Here is a 19,481-nt window from a genome sequence, read left to right as displayed (position 1 = left end):
CTGGTCGGCGATCCCTTTCACCGACCCCTCAGGAGCCTGCCCGTGAGTGACAAGCAACCAGCCGAGCCGCTGTTCAGTGGGCTGACCGAGGGCGGGCTGCGCAACTACCTCGACACCCTCCGCGGAGAGGCGATCGGCGGCGTCCTGCTGATCGTCGGTGCCGTGGTCGCGCTGATCTGGGCGAACTCGCCGTGGAGCGAGAGCTACGTGGCGATCCGTGACTTCCGGTTCGGCATCGAGGCCTGGCACCTGGACCTGACCGTGGGCCAGTGGGCCGCGGACGGGCTGCTCGCCATCTTCTTCTTCGTCGTCGGCGTCGAACTCAAACGTGAGATCGTCACCGGCGAGCTCCGGCGGCTGTCCACCGCGATCGTGCCGGTCGCGGCCGCCGTCGGCGGCATGGCCGCGCCCGCCCTCATCTACCTGGCAATCAACCTGAGCGCGGACGGCGGCTCACCCCACGGGTGGGCGATCCCCACCGCGACCGACATCGCGTTCGCCGTCGCGGTCCTCTCGATCGTCGGTCGCAGACTCCCGACGGCGTTGCGCGCCTTCCTGCTCACGCTCGCCGTGGTCGATGACCTTCTCGCGATCGTGATCATCGCCGTCGCCTACACCGATGGGCTCACCCTGGCCTGGCTTGCAGCCGCGGCCGCCTGCGTGCTGGTCTTCGCCCTGCTGCTGCGGCGTGGGATCACGTCGTGGTACCTGCTCATCCCGCTGGGCGTGGCGACCTGGGTCTTCATGCACTCCTCCGGGATCCACGCCACGATCGCCGGCGTGGCGCTCGGCATGGTGGTGCCGGCGCTGCCGCTGAAGGGCAAGGCCTCGACACGCCGACCGGCGAACCTGCGCGAGGGTGCGTCGATGGCCGAGGTCTTCGAGTATCGCTGGCGTCCGTTCTCGGCCGGGTTCGCCGTGCCGGTCTTCGCGCTCTTCACCGCCGGGGTGGCCGTCGACCCGACGTCGTTGGGCGAGGCCCTGCGGGACCCGGTGGCGCAGGGTGTCGCGCTCGGTCTCGTGATCGGCAAACCGATCGGGATCACCGTGGCCACGTGGCTGATCTCCAGGCTCCGGCACGTGAATCTCGCTCCGGGTCTCGGCTGGGCGGACGTGATCGGCGTCGGTGTGCTCGCCGGCATCGGGTTCACCGTGTCCCTGCTCGTGGCCGAGCTGGCCTTCGGGGTCGGTGCGCCGGAGGACGAGCACGCGAAGATCGCGGTGCTGAGCGCGTCCCTGGTGGCCGCCGTCCTCGGTGCGATCCTGCTGCTCTGGCGGGGCCGGGTGCACGAGGCTCGCGGCGAGCCTTCGGCGACCTGACCTCCTGCCCGAGGCACTGAGATCGCACCTCGGCAGGGTGCCCGCCGCCGCGCCAGGGCTCGGAAGTTCGTACTCCGGCCCGGTCACTCAGGCGTAGTCGGTGACCCCGTACGGCAGCCGGCGGATGTGCTCGCTCTCGTCGAGCCGGCGGGCCTGGCCCTCGAGGCCGGCGGCGAACTCGCGGTCGCGGCGCTCCACGAGGACGGCGGCGACGAACCGCTCCGGGTTGGTGCCCCAGGGCGGCGGGGGCGAGACGTACGGCTCGATCGCGGCGGCCAGCGCCCGCCCCAGCTGCAGTCGGGTGTACGGCGCGAGGGTGCCGGTGCGGGACAGGAACACCCGGGCGTGCAGGGCCAGGTTGTCCGGGAGGCGACGGAGGTCCGCCCGCTCGGCCCAGGCGCCAAGGTCCGGAGGCATCAGCAGCGGCGCCACGGCCAGTTCCGTGCCCCGCTCCCGGACGGCGTAGGTCCCGGCGAGGAAGTCGCCGAGCCGCTTGCTGCGGTTGTTGAACATCGCGGTCAGCACGGCGATGCTACCGAGGCAGAACCAGATCTCACCGACCGCGGTCAGGGCCCGGACGAACGCCTGCCGGAACCGCACGGGGCCGCCGTCGTCGCGCACCACGCGCAGGCCCATGGCGACCTTGCCGGCGGACAGGCCTCGGGTGATCGTCTCCACCGCGGTGGGCACGATGACCATCATGACGGCCATCGTGGACACGATCAGGACACCGGCCTGGGAGTCGTTCACGATGAACCGCAGGCAGACCAGGATGATGGCGACGCCGATGATGCCGTAGACGGCCAGGTCGACGACTCCCGAGCCGATCCGGGACATCAGCCCGGCCGGGCGAAGTTCGAGCGCGACCGCCTCGCCGGTGACGATCAGGTCGGCAGGATTGCCCGACGGCGTAGCCGGGTTCGACGAGGACGGCTGGGGTACCGGGGCGCTCGGGCTGGGGGCGGCGCCGCGCCGCGGCGGCAGTGGTTGCCGGGGCGGGTGGTTGCCGCGCTGCTGCGGGGCCGCGTACGGATCGACCGGCACGCCCGGAACTCCGCCGGCACCGCTGCGCCGCTGCGCGCCGGTCTGCGGCGGCGCGTACGGGCTGGGCGCGACGGAGGACATGTATGGCAGGGTAGCGCTCGTGGATGTGGATGCGTTCGTCGCCGTGAACTCGCCCCGGTGGGAGCGACTCGACGCACTCGTGAAGCAGCGCCGTCTCACCGGCGCCGAGAGCGACGAACTGGTCAACCTGTACCAGAGCACCGCGACCCACCTGTCGCAGGTGCGCACGTCGGCCCCGGACCCGAGCCTGGTCTCCCGGCTCTCCGGCACGCTGGCCCGCGCTCGCGGGCACATCGCCGGCGCCCATGAACCGGCCCTGGCGGACCTGCAACGGTTCGTCCTGATCTCCGTGCCGGCCGCGTTCTACCGGGTCCGATGGTGGACCGTCGCGATGATGCTGCTGTTCATCGTGGTCGCCGTGGGCAACGGGATCTTCACCTACAACAGCCCGGAGGCGCTGGCCGCGTTCGGGAGTCCGAGCCAGCGGGAGATCTACGCCCAGCAACTGTTCGAGGCGTACTACTCAAACAACCCCGCCCCGGACTTCGCCGCCCAGGTGTGGACGAACAACGCGTGGATCGCGGCCCGGTCCATCGGGCTGGGCATCACCGGCTACTTCCCGGTCCAGATCCTCGTCTCGAACGCGGCCGCGATCGGCTCGGCCGCCGCGGTGATGGCGGAGTTCGGCCTGCTCGACCTGTTCTTCGCGTTGATCCTGCCGCACGGGCTCATGGAGCTGACGGCGATCTTCATCGCCTGCGGGGCCGGGCTGAAGATCTTCTGGACCGTGGTCGCGCCCGGCGGGCGCACCCGGACCCGGGCGCTCGCGGAGGAGGGCCGGGCACTGTTCACGGTGGCCATCGGCCTGGTGTTCGTGCTCGCGGTCAGCGGTCTCGTCGAGGGTTTCGTGACGCCGTCGTCGCTGCCGACGGGCGTGAAGATCACGATCGGTGCCCTGGTCCTCGCCGGGTACTGGGCCTACACGATCATCCTCGGCCGGATCGCCGTGCGGGACGGCGAGACCGGCGACGTGCGCGCCGAGCACGCCGAGGACACCGTCGCGATGGCCGCCTGAACCCTCGGCCAGCGGGCCGAGGGTGCGCCGACCCGGTGTGGGATCAGCCCTTGAGCCGGGCCCTGGAGTTGGCCAGGTGCAACCGAATGGCCGCACGCGCCGTCTCCGGCTCGCGGCGGGCGATCGCCTGGACGATCGAGGCGTGTTCGACGGCGGCCAGCTGCACGTTGTCGGGGTGGTCGGCGTCATCACCCGTGAGTAGCCGGAACTTGGGCATCACGATCATCATCGGGCCCATCGACTTGAGCAGCGCGAGGTAGTGCCGGTTCTGGGCGGCGCGGGCGATGGCCAGGTGGAGGGCGAAGTCCGCCTCGACGGCCTCACTCGGGCGGGCCTCACACTCCAGGAATGTCTGCGCCAGGCGCTCGAGTTCCGCGAGCTGCTGGTCGGTGCGGCGGGTCGCGGCCAGCGCGGCCGCCTCGGACTCGACGCCGAGCCGGAAGTCCAGCAGGTCCCAGACATCATCGATCGTGTTGATCCCGTTGTTGTCGATCGCGAAGCTGCCCTGGCTCGGCACGTTCAGGACGAAGGAGCCCCGGCCCTGCTGCGTCTCGACCAGACCCGCCGCCTGGAGCTGGGAGATCGCCTCGCGGACAACGGTCCGGCTGACCTTGTAGGACTCCATCATGGCGGTCTCGGTGGGGAGCCTCTCACCGCGGCGGATGGTGCCGTCCTGGATGAACGCGGTCAGCCGCAACGTCAACTCATGGCTGAGGCCTCGAGCGCTCTCCCGGTTGATGGGTTCCGGCGCCGGGTCCATGGGCACGGCGCCTAGCGGGTCATGAGTTCGGCGGCCTCGACGGTCCAGGCCAGAGCCTGGTCGCTGAGGGTGATGCCGAGCCCGGGGCGATCGGGAACAACCATCCGCCCGTCGCGGATCTCGAGACGTTCGTTGAAGAGCGGGTCCAGCCACTCGAAGTGCTCGACCCATGGTTCGCGCGGATAGGCGGCCGCGAGATGGAGGTGGATCTCCATGGCGAAATGGGGAGCGAGGTCGAGTCCGCTCAGGTCGGCGAGCGTGGCCAGGCGCAGGAACGGGGTGATGCCGCCGACACGTGGGGCATCCGGCTGGAGGATGTCGCAGGCGCGGGCATCGATCAGGGCCCGGTGCTCGCTGACGCTCGAGAGCATCTCGCCGGTGGCGATAGGCGTATCGAGGGTAGCCGCGAGGGCGGCGTGGCCCTGCGCGTCGTAGGCGTCCAGGGGTTCCTCGATCCAGGTGAGGGAGAACTCCTCCAGCCGCCGCCCCATGCGCAGCGCCGTGGCGCGGTCCCACTGTTGGTTGGCGTCGACCATGAGCGGAACGTCGGGGCCGAGGTACTCGCGAATCGCTTGCACCCGGATGAGGTCCTCGCGCGTGTCCGGCAGGCCGACCTTCAACTTGATGCCGCCGATCCCGGACGCGAGTGCTCGCGAGGCGTTCTCCTGGATCTCGGCGACGGAACTGTGCAGAAAGCCGCCCGAGGTGTTGTAGGTGCGCACGGAGTCGCGGTATGCGCCGAGCAACTTGGCCAGCGGCAGCGAGGCACGCTTCGCCTTGAGGTCCCAGAGTGCGATGTCCAGCGCCGCGATCGCCTGGGTCGCGATGCCGCTACGTCCGACCGAGGCGCCCGCCCAGAGCACCTTCTCGTACAGGCGCCCGATGTCATTGGGGTCCTCGCCGAGCAGGCAATCGGCGACCTCGCGGGCGTGCGCGTACTGCGCCGGACCGCCGGCCCGCTTGGAGTAGCTGAAGCCGATGCCCTCGAGGCCCGAGCTGCTGCGCAGCTCGGCGAACAGCATCATGATCTCGGTCATCGGCCGTTGGCGCCCGGTGAAGACCTTCGCGTCACTGATCGGCTGTGCCAGCGGGAGCCGCACGGAGGAGAGCCGGACCCACTCGATCCGTTCGCCCGACCCGCTCGCTACCTGCGGCGCCTCGGGCGCGGTGACGGGTGTGGCTGTCACGGCGATCGGTCGCTCGCCTCGATCCATGGCGGTAGGTCCTATCGGTTGCTGGTGGGTCACGCGAACGGCAATGTCATCATATAAATATGGAAGTCATCGTACAACGATTGCCGACCATGCCGTGCGGAGCAGGGTGACCGGATTGATCGGCGCCGTGACCCACCACCGAGCCCGTCGCTGTGGGCGGCGCCTCACACCACGCAGCACAGGGGCGGTAGCCAGGGTCACCTCGGACACGAGCCGCCGATCAGCATGGGGTGAGCGGCATCGGCGCGACCGTCAGAGCCGGCCGGCGGCCTTGAGCGCGAGGTAGGTGTCCGCGAGGGCGGGAGCCAGGTCCTCGGGCAGGCGCTCGACCACCTCGGCGCCGACGCGGCGCATCCGGGTGGCGACGGCGCGACGCTCGAGCTCGCCGCGTTCGGCGGCAGCGGCGTCGAACAGGTCCGCGGAGGACTCGCGCGCCTGCCGGAGCAGGTCGGTGTCGGGGTCCGTGGCGGAGGCAAGGACCACCTGGTGGTCCTTGGACAGCGCCGCGACCACGGGCGCGAGGCCGGAGTCGATGGCGCCCGGCTCGAGCGCGGTCAGGAGCACCACGAGCGAGCGCTGCGAGAGCCGGTCCCGGATGACCTGCGTGACCGCGGTCCAGTCCGGCTCGACCAGGGTCGGGTGCACCGGGGCGAGGGCGTCGGCCATCTTCGCCATGATCGCCGGCCCATGGGTGCCGCTCACCCGGGCCCGGACGGCGCGGTCGATGGCGACCAGTTCCACCCGGTCACCGGCCTTGGAGGCGAGGGCAGCGAGGAGCAGGGCGGCCTCGATGCTGGCATCCAACCGGGGCGCCTCGCCGAGTCGCACGGCCGAGAGGCGGGACAGGTCCAGCACCATGAACACGCGACGGTCCCGTTCGGGGCGCCAGGTCCGCACCACGACGTCGGCCCGGCGGGCGGTCGCCCGCCAGTCGATGGCCCGGACGTCGTCGCCGATCACGTACTCGCGCAGCGAGTCGAACTCGGTGCCGGGTCCGCGGACGTTGACGGCGGAGCGCCCGTCCATCTCCCGCAGGCGCGCCAGGCGCGAGGGCAGGTGCCGCCGGGACCGGAACTCCGGGAGCACCCGCAGGTGCCCGGGCACCGTGATCGAGGCCTGCCGCGCGGCCAGCCCGAGCGGGCCGGAGGAGCGCACGGTGACGAGGTCCGCCTGCAGGTCACCACGGCGGGTGGGTAGCAGTGCCGTCCGGGTCCGGCGGGCCTCCCCGGCCGGGATCGTCACCCGGTGCCGGTTCGGGCCGTTGCCCGCCGTCGGCTGCCAGGCGTCCCGGATCAGCGCCCGCATCGTGCGCCCGGACGGGTTCGTGACCGTCAGCACCGACTCCGCCGGCTCGGTCAACCGGACCGAGCCGAGTGGGCGCCGCTCGATCTCCAGCGCCCGGGGCGGTGCCGCGAGCACCAGGTCGACGACCGCGAGCACCACGACCAGGCCCAACCAGGTCAGCACCGTGCCCAGTTCGGGCAGCAGCAGGACCGGGATCAGGCCCAGCGCCAGCAGCGCGACCGTGCGGACGGAGATCGCCATCAGCGTGGTACCGGGACCGACCCCAGGATCCCGTCGAGGACGGTCTCCGCGCTGACGCCCTCGAGCTCGGCCTCGGCCCGCAGCTGTACGCGGTGCCGCAGGGTCGGGTGCGCGAGCGACTTCACGTCGTCCGGGGTGACGAACGCGCGGCCGGACAGCCACGCCCACGCGCGGGAGGTGGCCAGCAGCGCCGTCGCACCACGGGGGGAGACTCCCAGCGAGAGGGACGGGGAGGTCCGTGTGGCCCGGCAGATGTCGACGATGTAGGCGAGCACCTCTGGCCCCACCTGTACCTTCGCGACCTCCTCGCGGGCGGCCTCCAGGTCGTCGGCGTCGGCCACCTCGGTGACACCCGCGGCCTTGAGGTCACGGGGGTCGAAGGCGTGCGCGTGCCGGTTGATGATCTCGATCTCCTCGCCGCGGCCCGGCAACGGCAGGATCAGCTTGAGCAGGAAGCGGTCCAGCTGTGCCTCGGGCAGCGGGTAGGTGCCCTCGTACTCGACCGGGTTCTGGGTGGCGATCACCACGAACGGGTCCGGCAGTGGCCTCGGGTCGCCGTCCACCGTGACCTGTCGTTCCTCCATCGCCTCGAGCAGGGAGGCCTGGGTCTTCGGCGGGGTCCTGTTGATCTCGTCCGCCAGCAACAGGTTCGTGAACACCGGGCCCTCCCGGAACGAGAACTCGGCGGTGCGCGCGTCGTAGATCAGCGAGCCGGTGATGTCGCCGGGCATCAGGTCAGGCGTGAACTGGACCCGCTTCATCTCGAGGTCCAGGGCCGCACCGAGGGTTCGGGTGAGGAGCGTCTTGGCGACCCCGGGCACGCCCTCGAGCAGCACATGGCCGCGGCACAGCAGTGCGATGACGAGACCGGTGACGGCAGCCTCCTGGCCGACCACCGACTTCGCGACCTCCGCACGCACGCCGGCGAGCTTCGTGCGGGCGGGGGACTCGACCATCGGCTCGGCTGCCGGTGCGGGTGCACCTGGCTGCTGCGCCGGCTCGCCATAGCCGGGGGCCTGGATCGGGGCGGCGTGCCCGGGCGCGCCCTGGTAGCCGGCGTTCGGCTGCCCGTACTGGCCTGGGCCCTGACCCGACACGGCGTACTGGCCGGCCTGCACCGGCTGGGCGTAGCCCGGGGCCGCCTGCGCCTGACTGGCCTGGCCATAGCCGAGCGACTGCCCGTACTGGCCGGGCGCCTGGCTGGCTTGGCCGTAGCCGGGGGTTGCTGGGGCCTGGCTGGCTTGGCCGTAGCCGGGGGTTGCTGGGGCCTGGCCGGCTTGGCCGTAGCCGGGGGTTGCTTGAGCGTGGCTGGCCTGGCCGTAGCTGGGGGTCGCTTGGGCTTGGCCGGCCTGACCGTAGCCGAGCGACGGTCCGTACTGCCCGCCGGACTGGCTCGGCTGTCCGTACTGACCAGGTGCCTGGCCCGCCTGACCGTAGCCGGGTTGCAGCGTCGGCACCGGGTCTTGCTGCATGGCCTGCGCGTCGACCTGCATGGCCTGCGCGTCGACCTGCATGGGCTGCGCCTCGACGGCCGGGCCGCCGTCCCCTGACGCTTCCGCGGAAGCGCCGGCGCTCGGTGCCGTCGGCTGGTCCGGCGTGGCTGTGGCGCTCTGCTCGCGAGCGGCGCGAAGCTCCTCGGGGGCCACGACCTGGGTCGCGTCGACAGGCTGGTCACCCGAACCCGCTGAGACAGAACGTTCCGCCTGAGACAGAGCCTCAGCACGTTCTGTGTCAGTCGTGACGTGCTGCCTCGACCCGGCGGGCGCTTCCGCGGAAGCGTCGACGGCCGCGTCGATGGGGTCGGGTGCCTCGCTGGGCGGAGTTGGTTGGTTCGGCCCGGTGGGGTTGCTCATGCGCGATGAACCTCGCTTTCCATGGTGTCCAGGGCTTGGGTGAGGGCGACGAGAGAAGCGTCGTCGGTCGGTGGTGGTCCGTACAGGAGATGTTCGAGCTCGTCCGGACTTCGGCCGGTGGCACGGACCAGCGAGTCGATGACCTGGTCCGGGTTGGCCGACGTGGGGAGCCCGATCCGGGCGCCGACCCGGGCGAGGGTCCCGGCCCGCAACGCCGCGCCGGCGTGGGCGTGGGCGCCGGCGCGCCGGTACAGCCGACCGCGCCCGCGGGTGGTCTCGGCGGCGCGGACCACGACCGGCAGCGGCTCGACGACGACCCGCCCGAGGCGGCGGCCGCGCCAGATCACCACGGCGAGTGCCACCATGAGGAGCTGGTAGACGACGGCGTCGGGCAGGAAGAACGTCTGCGGAGCGGTCGCCACGCCGTCGTCGTCCAGCGTGAAGGGGTCGTTCGGGTCCGGCACGTACCAGAGCAGCTGCTCGTGCTGGCCGAGGGCTCGCAGTACCAGGGCGGCGTTGCCCTCCAGGGCGAGCCCTTCGTTCGAGGCCGGGAACCCGTTCGGCAGCGCGCGCCAGGTGCGGCCGGCCTCCTGCCAGACGGCGTAGGCACCGGCTCCTTCCTCGAACGGGAAGCAGATCTCGACTCGGCTGAGGCCGCTGATCCCGGGCCCGGCCGTGTCGATGGTGCCCGCGGCCTCGGCGTCCGGGTCGTCGCACTCGGCCGAACGCGCTGCCTGGGTCCCGCCCGCCTCGACCTGGACGGCCCAGGTCAGGTCCTCGAAGGAGGCGTACCCGAGCCCGAGCAGGACCACGTCGGCCTGGGTGTCGGCGAGAGCGGTCATCTGGTCCGAGTTCAGCTCGTCGGCTCCGACGATCACGAGCGTGGTGTCCGCCGCGTCCTGCGCGAGCACCGCCGACGTCCGGGTCGCGAGCGTGACATCGACGCCGTGTTCACCGAGGATCTGCGCGGCGGCCCGGGCCCCCTCGGGTGCGGGGTTGTTCGGGGCCAGCGGGATGTCGGAGCGGGACTGCCCCCCGCGGCCGAGCGCCACCGCCGCGAGGATCAGGACCACCACGGCGACCACGATGACGATCACGGTGCGCCGGTTCGTCCGCTCGGGAGCGGAGTCGGCGGCCTCCGGGGCGTCCACGCGCCGACCCCGCGCGACGATCGAAGGGCCGGGCGCGCCCGCCGCGGGGGTGCCCGGGTCCGTGGTCGTGCCGCTCACCTGGCCGCCGCCCAGGCGTCGGCGGGACCGGTGGCGGAGGCCCGGGTCGGCTTGGTGGCCGCGACCGTCCGATCCACCTCGCGCAGCCAGGCGTCCTCACGCTCGGTCGGCGCGACGTGCCCGTAGCAGACCTCGTCGAACAGGTCCGCGGCGCGGTGCAGGTCGTCGGCGCAGCTCGGCAGGCGCTCCGAGGCCGCGGCTGCGGCCTCGCGTGCGGTCCGACCGAGCCGGTCCTCGAGGATCGTCCGTTCGTCCAGGGACCGCACGATCGCCCGGAACCGTTCCAGCACGGCCAGCGCGTGGTCACCGGCGGCGGCCGCGGCGTCCGCCGCGGCGCGCAGCGCCCTGGCGTCCCGGTTGTCCCCGTCGAGCACATCGAAGCTGCCGCGTTCGGCAGAACGCAACCTCCGCCGTCGGATCGGCCCGCCGACGAGCAGCACGACGGCGACGATCACGCCGATCACGAGCAGGATCAACAACGGCAGGAAGATCGGCCCGAGCGCCGTGTTGGCGGAGGTGATCGCCTCCCACAGGTCGCCCAGCCAGCCCAGGAACCGGTCCCACAGGCTCGGCTGGTCGTTGTAGATCGCCTTGGCGAGCTCGGCCTCGGCCCAGTCCCGGGCCTCGTCCGCCGATGGGTCGAGCGGGACCTCGCGCGGGAGAATCGCCAGTCGGGCCCCCACCGCCGGCGCTGCCGTCATGGTGCCTCGGCCGCCGCGGCGAGGTCCACGTCCAGGGCCTCGGTGCGGATCCGGATGTCGATGTACAGCAATGCCACGACCGCTGCGAGGAACGGCGTGGTCAGGGCGGACGCGATCACGCCGCCGGCGAGGGTGAGGATGGTCGTCAGGGTCCCGAACCCGCCGATCGCCTGTCCGATCAGCTGCAGCGGGTAGGTGATCACCTGGGCAAGGATCCCGATCAGGATCGTCGTGAGCAGGTAGATGCCGAACACCCGCCAGAACGTCGGGAGGGTGAGTCTCCAGGACCGCTTCAGCGCGGCGAAGACGCCGGACCGCTCGAGGACCAGCACCGGCGTCGCCAGCACCGTGACCGTGACGACGAACGCCAGTGCCGCGATGAGCCCGAGCACCCCGAGGATCCCCGCGATGGCGATCACGCTGAGCGACCCGGACGAGGCCGCCAGCACGATGATGCCGACGAACACGGCGCTCACCAACGCCACCAGCAGCAGGATCATGAGCGTGAGCAGCAGCAGGCGTCCGATCTGCGGCTTGATCGCCTGCCACACGTCGGCGAGGCTCATCTTCCGGCCGATCACCGACTGGCTCACCGAGTGGATGAGCACCCCGGTCAGGATGGTCGAGACGACGAACGAGAGCAGCCCGGACACCCCGGTGGCGAGGACCTGCGACTGCAGCGTCGCGGTGATGTCGTCGAGGGCCTCGGAGTCGGACACGGTCGGATCGAAGTTGCGGAGCGTCTCGTTCAGCTGCTCGAAGGTGCCCCAGGTGGCGATCGCCTGGATCACGCCGAGGACCGCGACCACGATGGCCGCGAGCACGAACATCACGGTGGGGTTGGCTCGGATCGAGCGGAACGCGCCGTCGTAGATCTCGCCGAGGGTGAGCGGCCGCAACGGGATGATGCCCGGCTGCGGTGCCGGGCCCAACGGGGTCATGTTCGCGCGGGGGTCGACCGGCCCGTACTGACCGTAGGAGCCCGACGGCGCAGGTCCGGCCGGTCCGGGCGGTGGCCCGCCGTACTGGCCGGGTTGGTTCGGGGGCTGCCCTTGCGGGTGGCCGTCCGGCTGGCCCTGCGGGTAGCCACCCGGCGGGCCTTGCGGGTAGCCGCCGGGCTGGCCCTGCGGGTAGCCACCCGGCTGCCCCTGGTGATACCCGCCGGGCTGCCCCGGTGTGGTGCCGTAGCCGCCGGGGGCGACCTCGCCCCAGCCCGTCGGCCCGGTCCCGTTCGGGTCCTGCCGGGGCGGTGTGGGCTCTCCACGCTCGGTCATGGGATGGTCATTCTCCTTCGTCGGCGGTGCGCCGCGTTCATCTTTGCATGAGCGTGGTCACGCCCCCTCCTCGTGCGAAGGTGTCACGATAGGGCGCATGAATGCACGTGTGCTCGTGGTCGATGATGACGCCGCCCTCTCGGAGATGATCGGGATCGTCCTGCAGTCGGAGAACTTCGAGGCCTCCTTCTGTGCCGACGGTGCCAAGGCGGTGGACGCGTTCCGCACCGTGGAGCCGGATCTGGTGCTGCTCGACCTGATGCTGCCCGGCATGGACGGCATCGAGATCTGCCGGCGGATCCGTGCCGAGTCCGGCGTGCCGATCGTCATGCTGACCGCCAAGAGCGACACCACCGACGTGGTCAAGGGCCTCGAGGCCGGCGCCGACGACTACATCGCGAAGCCGTTCAAGCCCACCGAGCTCGTCGCCCGGATACGCGCGCGGCTGCGCCAGGGCGAGACCCAGGGCACCGAGCAGCTGCTGATCGCCGACCTGGCCATCGACGTGCCCGGGCACAGGGTCACGCGTGACGGTGACGCCATCAACCTCACCCCGCTCGAGTTCGACCTGATCGTGGCGCTGGCTCGTAAGCCGTGGCAGGTGTTCTCCCGCGAGGTGCTGCTCGAGCAGGTCTGGGGCTACCGGCACCAGGCGGACACCCGACTCGTCAACGTGCACGTCCAGCGGCTGCGCGCCAAGGTCGAGAAGGACCCGGAGAACCCGGAGGTCGTGGTGACCGTGCGCGGCGTCGGATACCGGGCCGGCACCCCCGTGCGATGACCGACGCGGCGGGTGGGGCGGACCCGCCCCCACGCACCGACCCCTTCGCAGGAGTGCGGCGGCGCGCCGAGCGGTGGCGCCGGCTGCTCCGGGTCCGGGCCCGGCTCGCGCTGCTGGCCTGGCGCCGCTCGCTGCGCCTGCGCGTGGCCAGTACAACGGTCGCCGTCGGTGTGATCGCACTGGCGCTGCTCGGTCTGCTGCTGTCCGCGCAGATCCGCGACGGGCTCTTCGACGACCGCCGCGACCAGGTCCTCGCCGACGCCGCGACCCGAGCGGACCTGGCCCAGGATCAGTTCGATGCCTCGACGGTCTCCTCCACCCAGGAGGTCCAGCAGCTTGCGACCGACATGGTCGCGGGGCTCCAGGAGACCTCCGCGGGCAGTTCCGGTGTGTTCCTGATGCGCTCCCCGAACACCCCGGCGCTGATCCTGGATCCGTCCACCAACGAGTCGCTGCGGCCACTGATCTCCCCGGAACTGCGCGAGCGGGTCCAGGCCGACCACTTCCAGGCCTGGCAGTCGGTCGCCATCCCGCGCTCGGACGGCGGCGTCACCCCGGGGATCGCGGTCGGCTCGGCGGTCACCCTTCCGCTGGCCGGTGAGTACGAGCTCTACCTCATCTACAGCCTCAGCGCGGAGCAGCAGAACCTGGACCTGCTCCAGGGAGTCCTCACCGTCGGTGCGGTGAGCCTGCTGGTGCTGCTGCTCGCCATGGCCTGGTACCTGACCCGGCAGGTCCTCGACCCGGTCCAGCAGGCGGCCCGGACGGCGGAGCGGCTGGCCGACGGTCACCTCACCGAGCGCATGCAGGTGCGTGGCGACGACGAGCTCGCGCGGCTCGGGCGCTCGTTCAACGAGATGGCCGAGAGTCTGCAGCACCAGTTCGAGCGGCTCGCGAACCTGTCCCTGATGCAGCAGCGGTTCGTCTCCGACGTCTCCCACGAGCTGCGCACGCCGCTGACCACCGTGCGGATGGCCTCGGAGGTCCTGTACCAGGCCCGGGACGAGTTCACCCCGGTGCAGGCCCGGTCGGCCGAGCTGTTGCAGACCCAGCTGGACCGGTTCGAGGCCCTCCTCGCCGACCTCCTGGAGATCTCGCGGTTCGACGCCGGCGCTGCGACCCTCGAGGCCGAGGAGGTGGATGTGCGGGAGGTGGTCCGCCGGGTCGTGGACCTGACCGCGCCACTCGCGGCGAATCGCGGCTCCGAGCTCGTCATGAACCTTTCCCCGACCTCCTGCACCGCGGACATCGACCAGCGACGCGTCGAGCGGGTCCTGCGGAACCTGATCGTCAACGCCATCGAGCACGGTGAGGGTGGGCCGATCGACGTCCTCGTCGGCGCGGACGCCCGCGTCGTCGACGTGGTGGTCCGTGACCACGGCATCGGCATGACGGCGATGGAGGCCGAGCACGTGTTCGACCGGTTCTGGCGCGCCGACCCGGCCCGGGCGCGCACCCTCGGCGGCACCGGCCTCGGCCTGGCGATCTCCCTCGAGGACGCCCGGCTGCACGGCGGCGACCTGGAGGCCTGGGGGAGTCCGGGCGAGGGGGCCGCTTTCCGGCTCTCACTGCCCCGCCGGGCCGGCCAGACGATCACGACGCACCCGCTCGCGCTGCGCCCGGTGCGCTCCGACCCGGACCTGGAGCCGCCCGACGACCCGTCCGCCGCGAACCCGGCCGCGCTGCCGGAGCTGCACCCGGATCCGCCCCCCAGCCACGAGGAGGTCAACGGATGAACCCGAACGCCGGCATCACCGGGAAGGCACGGGCCGCCGTCGTCCTCATCGCGCTCGCCGTGATCGCGGGCTGCGCGAGCCTGCCGACGGACGGCGCCGTGCAGCGCGGCGTGGAGGCGGCCCCGGACACGAGCGGCATCGTGCTCTCCGCCGAGGACCCGAGACCGGACGCGTCCCCGAGCGAGATCGTGCGCGGGTTCCTGGCCGGCAGCGCCGGCGGGCTGGTCGACAACTTCGCGGTCGCCCGCAAGTTCCTCACCACCGAGGGCAGCGACCAGTGGGATCCCGCCGGCGGCGTCGTCATCTACTCCGGCAGCGCCGCCCTTGAGGTCGTCGAGGGTGAGGCAGGCGTCGTGGAGGTGCGGGTCACCGTCGCCGGCACGGTCGACCCCACCGGCGTACGCACCGAGGCCCGGCCGGGCACCGAGACCACCCAGGAGTTCCGGCTGACCCAGGACGCCGACGCGCAGTGGCGCATCGAAAGCCTGCCCGACGGCGTCCTCATCTCCGACGTCAACTTCGGTTCGCAGTACCGCGGCACGCCGCTGTACTTCCTCTCCCCGGACGCCACCATGCTGGTGCCGGACATGCGCTTCTACCCGGCCCGCAACACCGCCACGTACGCCATGAACGGCCTGCTCGGCGGCCCCGTGGAGTGGCTCAGCACCGGGGTGATCAGCGCCATCCCGAGCGGCACCTCGCTCACCCTGGACACCGTGCCGGTCTCCGCGGGGACCGCGACGGTGGACGTGACCGAGGAGATCTCCGGTGCCGGCTCGACCGACCGGGCGCGCCTCCAGGCGCAGATCCAGGCCACCCTCACCGCGCTGCCCCAGGTCCAGGACGTCGAGATCCTGGTCGACTCCAGGCCGTTCAACACCTCGGACGTCGACCTCGACCTCACCCTGAACCCGGGGGTCGGCACGTCGCCGACGATGCTCTCCGGTGACGCCCTGGTGCGGTTCAACGGGTCCACGCTGTCCGCCGCACCGAACACGGCGCCGTTGACCGGCATCGACGCGTCCGACCCGGCGCTGCCCTACGGCGACGACCTCGCCGTCGCGCTCGCGGACGACCGGTTCCTCATCACGGTGCCGACCCCGGACACCGCCTCGGTGACCCTGCTCGAGGGCACCGCGCTGCTCGATCCATCCTTCGACAGGTTCGGGTGGGTCTGGACCGGGGAGCGCACGAACACCGGGCGGTTGCTGCTGGCCCGGACGGACGGGTCAACGGCCACGCTGGAGACGCCGACGCTCGCCGGTGCCCAGGTCGCCTCGATCCGGGTCAGCCGGGACGGCACCCGGATGGCCGTGGTGTACACCGGCGGTGGCGCGATGCGCGTCGAGGTCGTCGCGATCACCCGGGACGCCGACGGGGTCCCGATCCGGCTCGGTCCGCCGCTGAGCCTCGCGCCGTCGATGACGTCGGCCACCCAGGTGGTCTGGGTCGACGAGTCCACCCTCGCGGTGCTCGGCGCCAGCGGTGGGTCCATCAGCGTGCACCTGGTGACCGTCGGCGGTCAGCCCACGAGGTCCCTGCCCACCGTGGTCGACTCCGCCTCGATCGCGGCCGCCCGCGGCGAGCGTGAGCTCTACCTGGTCACCTCAGACGGGAACCTGTACGCGCGCTCGGGGAACGGGTGGCGGCCGGTCTCCGGCCTGGACCCGGTGCGCGACCCCACCTTCCCCGGCTGAGGCGGTCGCCCGCGTGTGGACGCACGCGCCGATGCGCGGCCGTCCACAGGTGGTGCCCGACGGCGCAGGTCGCCCCGCGAGCATGCGGTGCGCTGGGCGGGTGTACGCACGGGTGTCGGTGCAGGTGGTGCGCGCGGTGCTGACCGATGTGCTCGGCCTCGTGCTGCCGGTCGAGTGTCCGGGCTGCGGCGCGCACGATGCGCACCTGTGCGCGGACTGCCGCGAGCTGCTGACCGCGCCGCCGCGGCGCTGCGAGGAGGACACCGTGTTCCTCGCCGCCCGGGACGCGGGCGGGATCGGGCCCGCGGTACTCGGGCTGCCGACCTGGGCCGTCGCGCCGTACGCCTCCGGGTCGCGACGCGTCGTGCTCGCCTGGAAGACCGGCGTGCGCCCCGATCTGGCCCCCGAACTGGCGCACGCCGGGACCGCGGCCGGCCGCCGGCTCGCCGAGCACCTGAGGGAGGTGCCCGGGACCGGGCCGATCCTGGTGGTCCCGGCCCCGTCTGGCTGGCGGCGGCGCCTGGCCCGCCGGTTCGTGGTGGGGGACCTGGCGGACGCCGTCGCCGTCGGGCTGAGCGCGGGGCTGGCCCGGCAGGGTCGGGGCCGCCCCGTGTGGGTGGTTGATGTGCTGCGCCGGCGTGGCGGCAGCTCGCACCGGCTCGGTGCGGCGGCCCGCGGACGGTCCGGGCGGGCGGCCGTGCATCTGGTCGCGGAACTGCCGGCCGGGGCACCCTGCGTGCTCGTCGACGACGTCGTCACCACCGGCGCCACCCTCGCCGCGGCCAGGGATGCGCTCACCATGGCCGGTGGGCAGGTGCTGTGCGCCTTCGCCCTCCTCGCGACGCCGCGGCCGGGTAGCACGACCTGGCGCGCCGACCCATGACCTTTCGCCTATCGCATCCGTGAGGAGTGGACTAGCGTCAGGTCATGGAGCACAACGCAGGCGAGGGGCGCACAGCGCCACCCTCGCCTTCTGTGTTCACCGGACGGCGTGAGGGGGAGGTGAGGCCCGCCTGCAGACCGCGCCCCGGCCGCTGAGAAAGGCCGGGTGAGCGCTCAAGCCCTGGCCGGGGACCCCCAGGAAAGAGGTCTCGGCCGCACTCTCTCGAACCGGAGGACGTCATGGAGATCGTTGTAGTCAGCCGCCACACCGAGGTGCCTGAGCGATTCAGGCAGCACGTGGAGGACAAACTCTCGAAGGTGGGGCAGTTCTCGCCCTACGCGCAGCGAGTCGACGTCGAGGTGACGCACGAGAACAACCCCCGTCTGGCCGATCGGGCCGAGCGGGTCGAACTGACGGTCCGCGCGAAGGGCCCCGTGGTCCGCGCCGAGGCGAGCGCACCGGACCGGTATGCCGCGCTGGATCTCGCGGCCGGCAAGCTCTTCGAGCGACTGCGCCGGGCCAGGGACCGGCGCAAGTCCCACCACGGTCGCGCCGAGGCGCCGCCGGTGCCGGAGCCCGTCGACCTCGCTCCCGAGCCGGTCGAGGACGACGAGATCTCGATGACCCCCACGCCGCCCACCGAGACCGGCGTGGCGGTGGAGGCGCAGCTCGGGGACTCCCCGGTGGTTATCCGGCAGAAGGTGCACGACACCGATCCGATGACGGTGGACCAGGCCCTCGCCGAGATGGAGCTGGTCGGCCACCCGTTCTACCTGTTCGTGGACGCCGAGACCAAGCAGCCCTGCGTCGTGTACAACCGGCGCGGCTGGACCTACGGCGTGATCCGCCTGAACTACGAGGCCGAGGCGCTGCTGCCCGCGAGCGCCTGACGCGCAACCGTCCGGGCTGACGGCAACCACGCAGCACCGAGACCGGACCGAGCACCCGGGACCGGACCTTACTGGTCCGGTCTCGGTGCGAGGTCCCCTCTCGCTGCCTGTGCGCGGGGTCGGGGGAGTGTCAGTGGTGGGCCCTAGGGTCTGATGCATGCCGCGCACGCTCACGCTCGCCCAGGCCCGCCGGATCGCCGTCACCGCGCAGGGACTGGCCGGGGCGCCCGCTCAGACCCGACCACCCGTCGTCACGATGGCGCACCTGCAGCGGATGATCGACAGGGTCGGGCTGCTGCAGATCGACTCGGTGAACGTGCTCGCCCGGGCGCACCTGCTGCCCGTGGTCGCCCGGCTGGGCCCCTACGACGTCGCCCTGCTTGAGCGGGCCACCACCGGGACCCCGGCCCGGCCGCGGCGGCTGGTCGAGTACCGCGCCCACGAGGCCGCGTTCGTACCGCCGCGCACGTTCCAGCTGCTGCGGTGGCGGATGCAGGGACCGCGGGCACTGCGCTGGTACGACGGCGTGGCCTCGAAGGACCCGGAGACCGTGGCAGCCGTGCTGGACATCGTCGCCGAGCACGGACCCGTCACCGCGGCGCAGGTGCACGACCTGCTCGGGCACGAGCGCCCGGAGAAGGTCAACTGGGGTTGGAACTGGACCGCCGCCAAGCACTCCCTGGAGGCGATGCTCGCCGTCGGGCGGGTCGCCTCCGCGTACCGGAACGCGTCCTTCGAGCGGGCCTACGACCTGCCCGAGCGGGTGCTGCCGGCGGACGTCCTCGCCGAGGACGTGCTCCCACAGGACGAGGCCGTCCGGGCGCTCGTGGACATCTCCGCCCGCGCGCACGGGGTGGCTACGGTCCGGGGGCTCGCCGACTACTTCCGGCTGTCCATCGCGCAGACGTCGGACGCCGTCGCCCGGCTCGTTGCGGCCGGTGACCTGGAGGAGGTGGCGGTGGCCGGGTGGCGCCGCCCGGCCTATCTGCACCCGGAGGCCCGCCGGCCGCGGGCCACGAACGCCCGTGCCCTGCTCGCTCCGTTCGACCCGCTCGTGTTCGAACGGGAGCGCACCCTGGAGCTGTTCGGGATGCACTACCGGATCGAGATCTACACCCCGGCGGCCCAGCGCCAGTTCGGCTACTACGTGCTGCCGTTCCTGCTCGGCGACGAGCTCGTGGCGCGCGTCGACCTCAAGGCCGACCGGGCCGCCGGAGTGCTGCGGCTACGCAGCGCGTTCGCCCAGCCGGAGGCTCCCACCGCCGTCGGGCACGAGCTGGCGCAGGAACTGCGCGTCATGGCGGACTGGCTCGACCTGCCGGACGTCACCGTCGATGCCGACGCCGCCGGCGACCTCATCGGCGACGTCGCGCAGGCACTGACGGGGGTGCGCTGAGAGCGAACCTGTGCCGTGATCGGCGGTCCGGACCGGTACTGCCATCGGAGCTCTCGCATACG

Annotated in this window: 16 protein-coding genes; 8 read left to right on the top strand and 8 right to left on the bottom strand. The window is 72.2% G+C overall.

All coding sequences use genetic code 11. From position 1 onward, the window contains the following. Positions 1 to 42 precede the first annotated feature (42 nt). A complete protein-coding gene (gene nhaA, locus GKS42_RS18690) occupies positions 43 to 1,320 on the top strand; it encodes a Na+/H+ antiporter NhaA (RefSeq protein ID WP_154795195.1) in 1,278 nt (425 codons plus the stop codon). Positions 1,321 to 1,407: 87 nt separating this feature from the next. Here the strand turns inward: nhaA and GKS42_RS18685 are convergent, their stop codons facing one another. Further along, positions 1,408 to 2,445 carry an RDD family protein gene (locus tag GKS42_RS18685; RefSeq protein ID WP_232847739.1) on the bottom strand — a complete coding sequence of 346 codons (1,038 nt, stop codon included), beginning with the start codon at positions 2,443 to 2,445 and terminating at the stop codon, positions 1,408 to 1,410. Positions 2,446 to 2,464: 19 nt separating this feature from the next. Between GKS42_RS18685 and GKS42_RS18680 the strand changes: the two genes are divergently transcribed. Continuing rightward, positions 2,465 to 3,460, top strand: a complete 996-nt coding sequence (locus tag GKS42_RS18680; RefSeq protein ID WP_154795194.1) for a stage II sporulation protein M — start codon at positions 2,465 to 2,467, stop codon at positions 3,458 to 3,460. A gap of 43 nt (positions 3,461 to 3,503) precedes the next feature. Here the strand turns inward: GKS42_RS18680 and GKS42_RS18675 are convergent, their stop codons facing one another. From GKS42_RS18675 to GKS42_RS18645, 7 genes are all read right to left on the bottom strand, one after another. Beyond that, positions 3,504 to 4,220 (bottom strand): FadR/GntR family transcriptional regulator, encoded by a 717-nt coding sequence (locus GKS42_RS18675; protein WP_154795193.1) that lies wholly within the window; start codon positions 4,218 to 4,220, stop codon positions 3,504 to 3,506. An 11-nt stretch (positions 4,221 to 4,231) separates the two neighbouring features. Beyond that, positions 4,232 to 5,467, bottom strand: a complete 1,236-nt coding sequence (locus tag GKS42_RS18670) for an L-talarate/galactarate dehydratase (protein WP_232847738.1) — start codon at positions 5,465 to 5,467, stop codon at positions 4,232 to 4,234. Between the two features lie 219 nt (positions 5,468 to 5,686). Then, the gene (locus GKS42_RS18665; RefSeq protein WP_154795192.1) at positions 5,687 to 6,979 is read right to left on the bottom strand and encodes a DUF58 domain-containing protein; all 1,293 of its coding nucleotides are present in this window, start codon (positions 6,977 to 6,979) and stop codon (positions 5,687 to 5,689) included. Beyond that, complete coding sequence (locus GKS42_RS18660; RefSeq protein ID WP_154796825.1) at positions 6,979 to 7,935, bottom strand: AAA family ATPase; 957 nt, start codon at positions 7,933 to 7,935, stop codon at positions 6,979 to 6,981. The genes GKS42_RS18665 and GKS42_RS18660 overlap by 1 nt, the downstream gene beginning before the upstream one ends. Positions 7,936 to 8,828: 893 nt before the next feature. Further along, complete coding sequence (locus GKS42_RS18655) at positions 8,829 to 10,061, bottom strand: DUF4350 domain-containing protein (RefSeq protein WP_154795191.1); 1,233 nt, start codon at positions 10,059 to 10,061, stop codon at positions 8,829 to 8,831. Beyond that, positions 10,058 to 10,762 carry a DUF4129 domain-containing protein gene (locus GKS42_RS18650; protein WP_154795190.1) on the bottom strand — a complete coding sequence of 235 codons (705 nt, stop codon included), beginning with the start codon at positions 10,760 to 10,762 and terminating at the stop codon, positions 10,058 to 10,060. The genes GKS42_RS18655 and GKS42_RS18650 overlap by 4 nt, the downstream gene beginning before the upstream one ends. Continuing rightward, entirely contained in the window at positions 10,759 to 12,036 is a 1,278-nt protein-coding gene (locus GKS42_RS18645) for a DUF7847 domain-containing protein (protein ID WP_154795189.1), read from the bottom strand. The genes GKS42_RS18650 and GKS42_RS18645 overlap by 4 nt, the downstream gene beginning before the upstream one ends. Before the next feature lie 97 nt (positions 12,037 to 12,133). On the opposite strand from GKS42_RS18645, the gene mtrA reads away from it, so the two are divergent. The 6 genes from mtrA (at position 12,134) to GKS42_RS18615 (ending at position 19,419) form a co-directional block, all read left to right on the top strand. Next, positions 12,134 to 12,817 (top strand): MtrAB system response regulator MtrA, encoded by a 684-nt coding sequence (gene mtrA / locus GKS42_RS18640; RefSeq protein ID WP_154795188.1) that lies wholly within the window; start codon positions 12,134 to 12,136, stop codon positions 12,815 to 12,817. Continuing rightward, complete coding sequence (gene mtrB / locus GKS42_RS26720; RefSeq protein ID WP_154795187.1) at positions 12,814 to 14,553, top strand: MtrAB system histidine kinase MtrB; 1,740 nt, start codon at positions 12,814 to 12,816, stop codon at positions 14,551 to 14,553. The genes mtrA and mtrB overlap by 4 nt, the downstream gene beginning before the upstream one ends. After that, positions 14,550 to 16,250 carry an LpqB family beta-propeller domain-containing protein gene (locus GKS42_RS18630; protein WP_154795186.1) on the top strand — a complete coding sequence of 567 codons (1,701 nt, stop codon included), beginning with the start codon at positions 14,550 to 14,552 and terminating at the stop codon, positions 16,248 to 16,250. Before mtrB ends, GKS42_RS18630 begins: the two co-directional genes overlap by 4 nt. Before the next feature lie 100 nt (positions 16,251 to 16,350). Continuing rightward, positions 16,351 to 17,133: a ComF family protein gene (locus tag GKS42_RS18625; protein ID WP_154795185.1), complete on the top strand. Its 783-nt coding sequence runs from the start codon at positions 16,351 to 16,353 to the stop codon at positions 17,131 to 17,133. Positions 17,134 to 17,372: 239 nt separating this feature from the next. Further along, positions 17,373 to 18,023: a ribosome hibernation-promoting factor, HPF/YfiA family gene (gene hpf / locus GKS42_RS18620; protein ID WP_154795184.1), complete on the top strand. Its 651-nt coding sequence runs from the start codon at positions 17,373 to 17,375 to the stop codon at positions 18,021 to 18,023. A gap of 157 nt (positions 18,024 to 18,180) precedes the next feature. Further along, a complete protein-coding gene (locus tag GKS42_RS18615) occupies positions 18,181 to 19,419 on the top strand; it encodes a winged helix-turn-helix domain-containing protein (RefSeq protein ID WP_154795183.1) in 1,239 nt (412 codons plus the stop codon). Positions 19,420 to 19,481 lie beyond the last annotated feature (62 nt).

The organism is Occultella kanbiaonis (assembly GCF_009708215.1).
GTDB classification, from domain to species: domain Bacteria; phylum Actinomycetota; class Actinomycetes; order Actinomycetales; family Beutenbergiaceae; genus Occultella; species Occultella kanbiaonis.
The sequence above is the reverse complement of the archived record's forward strand: the minus strand, read 5'-3'. Positions and strand labels throughout refer to the sequence as shown.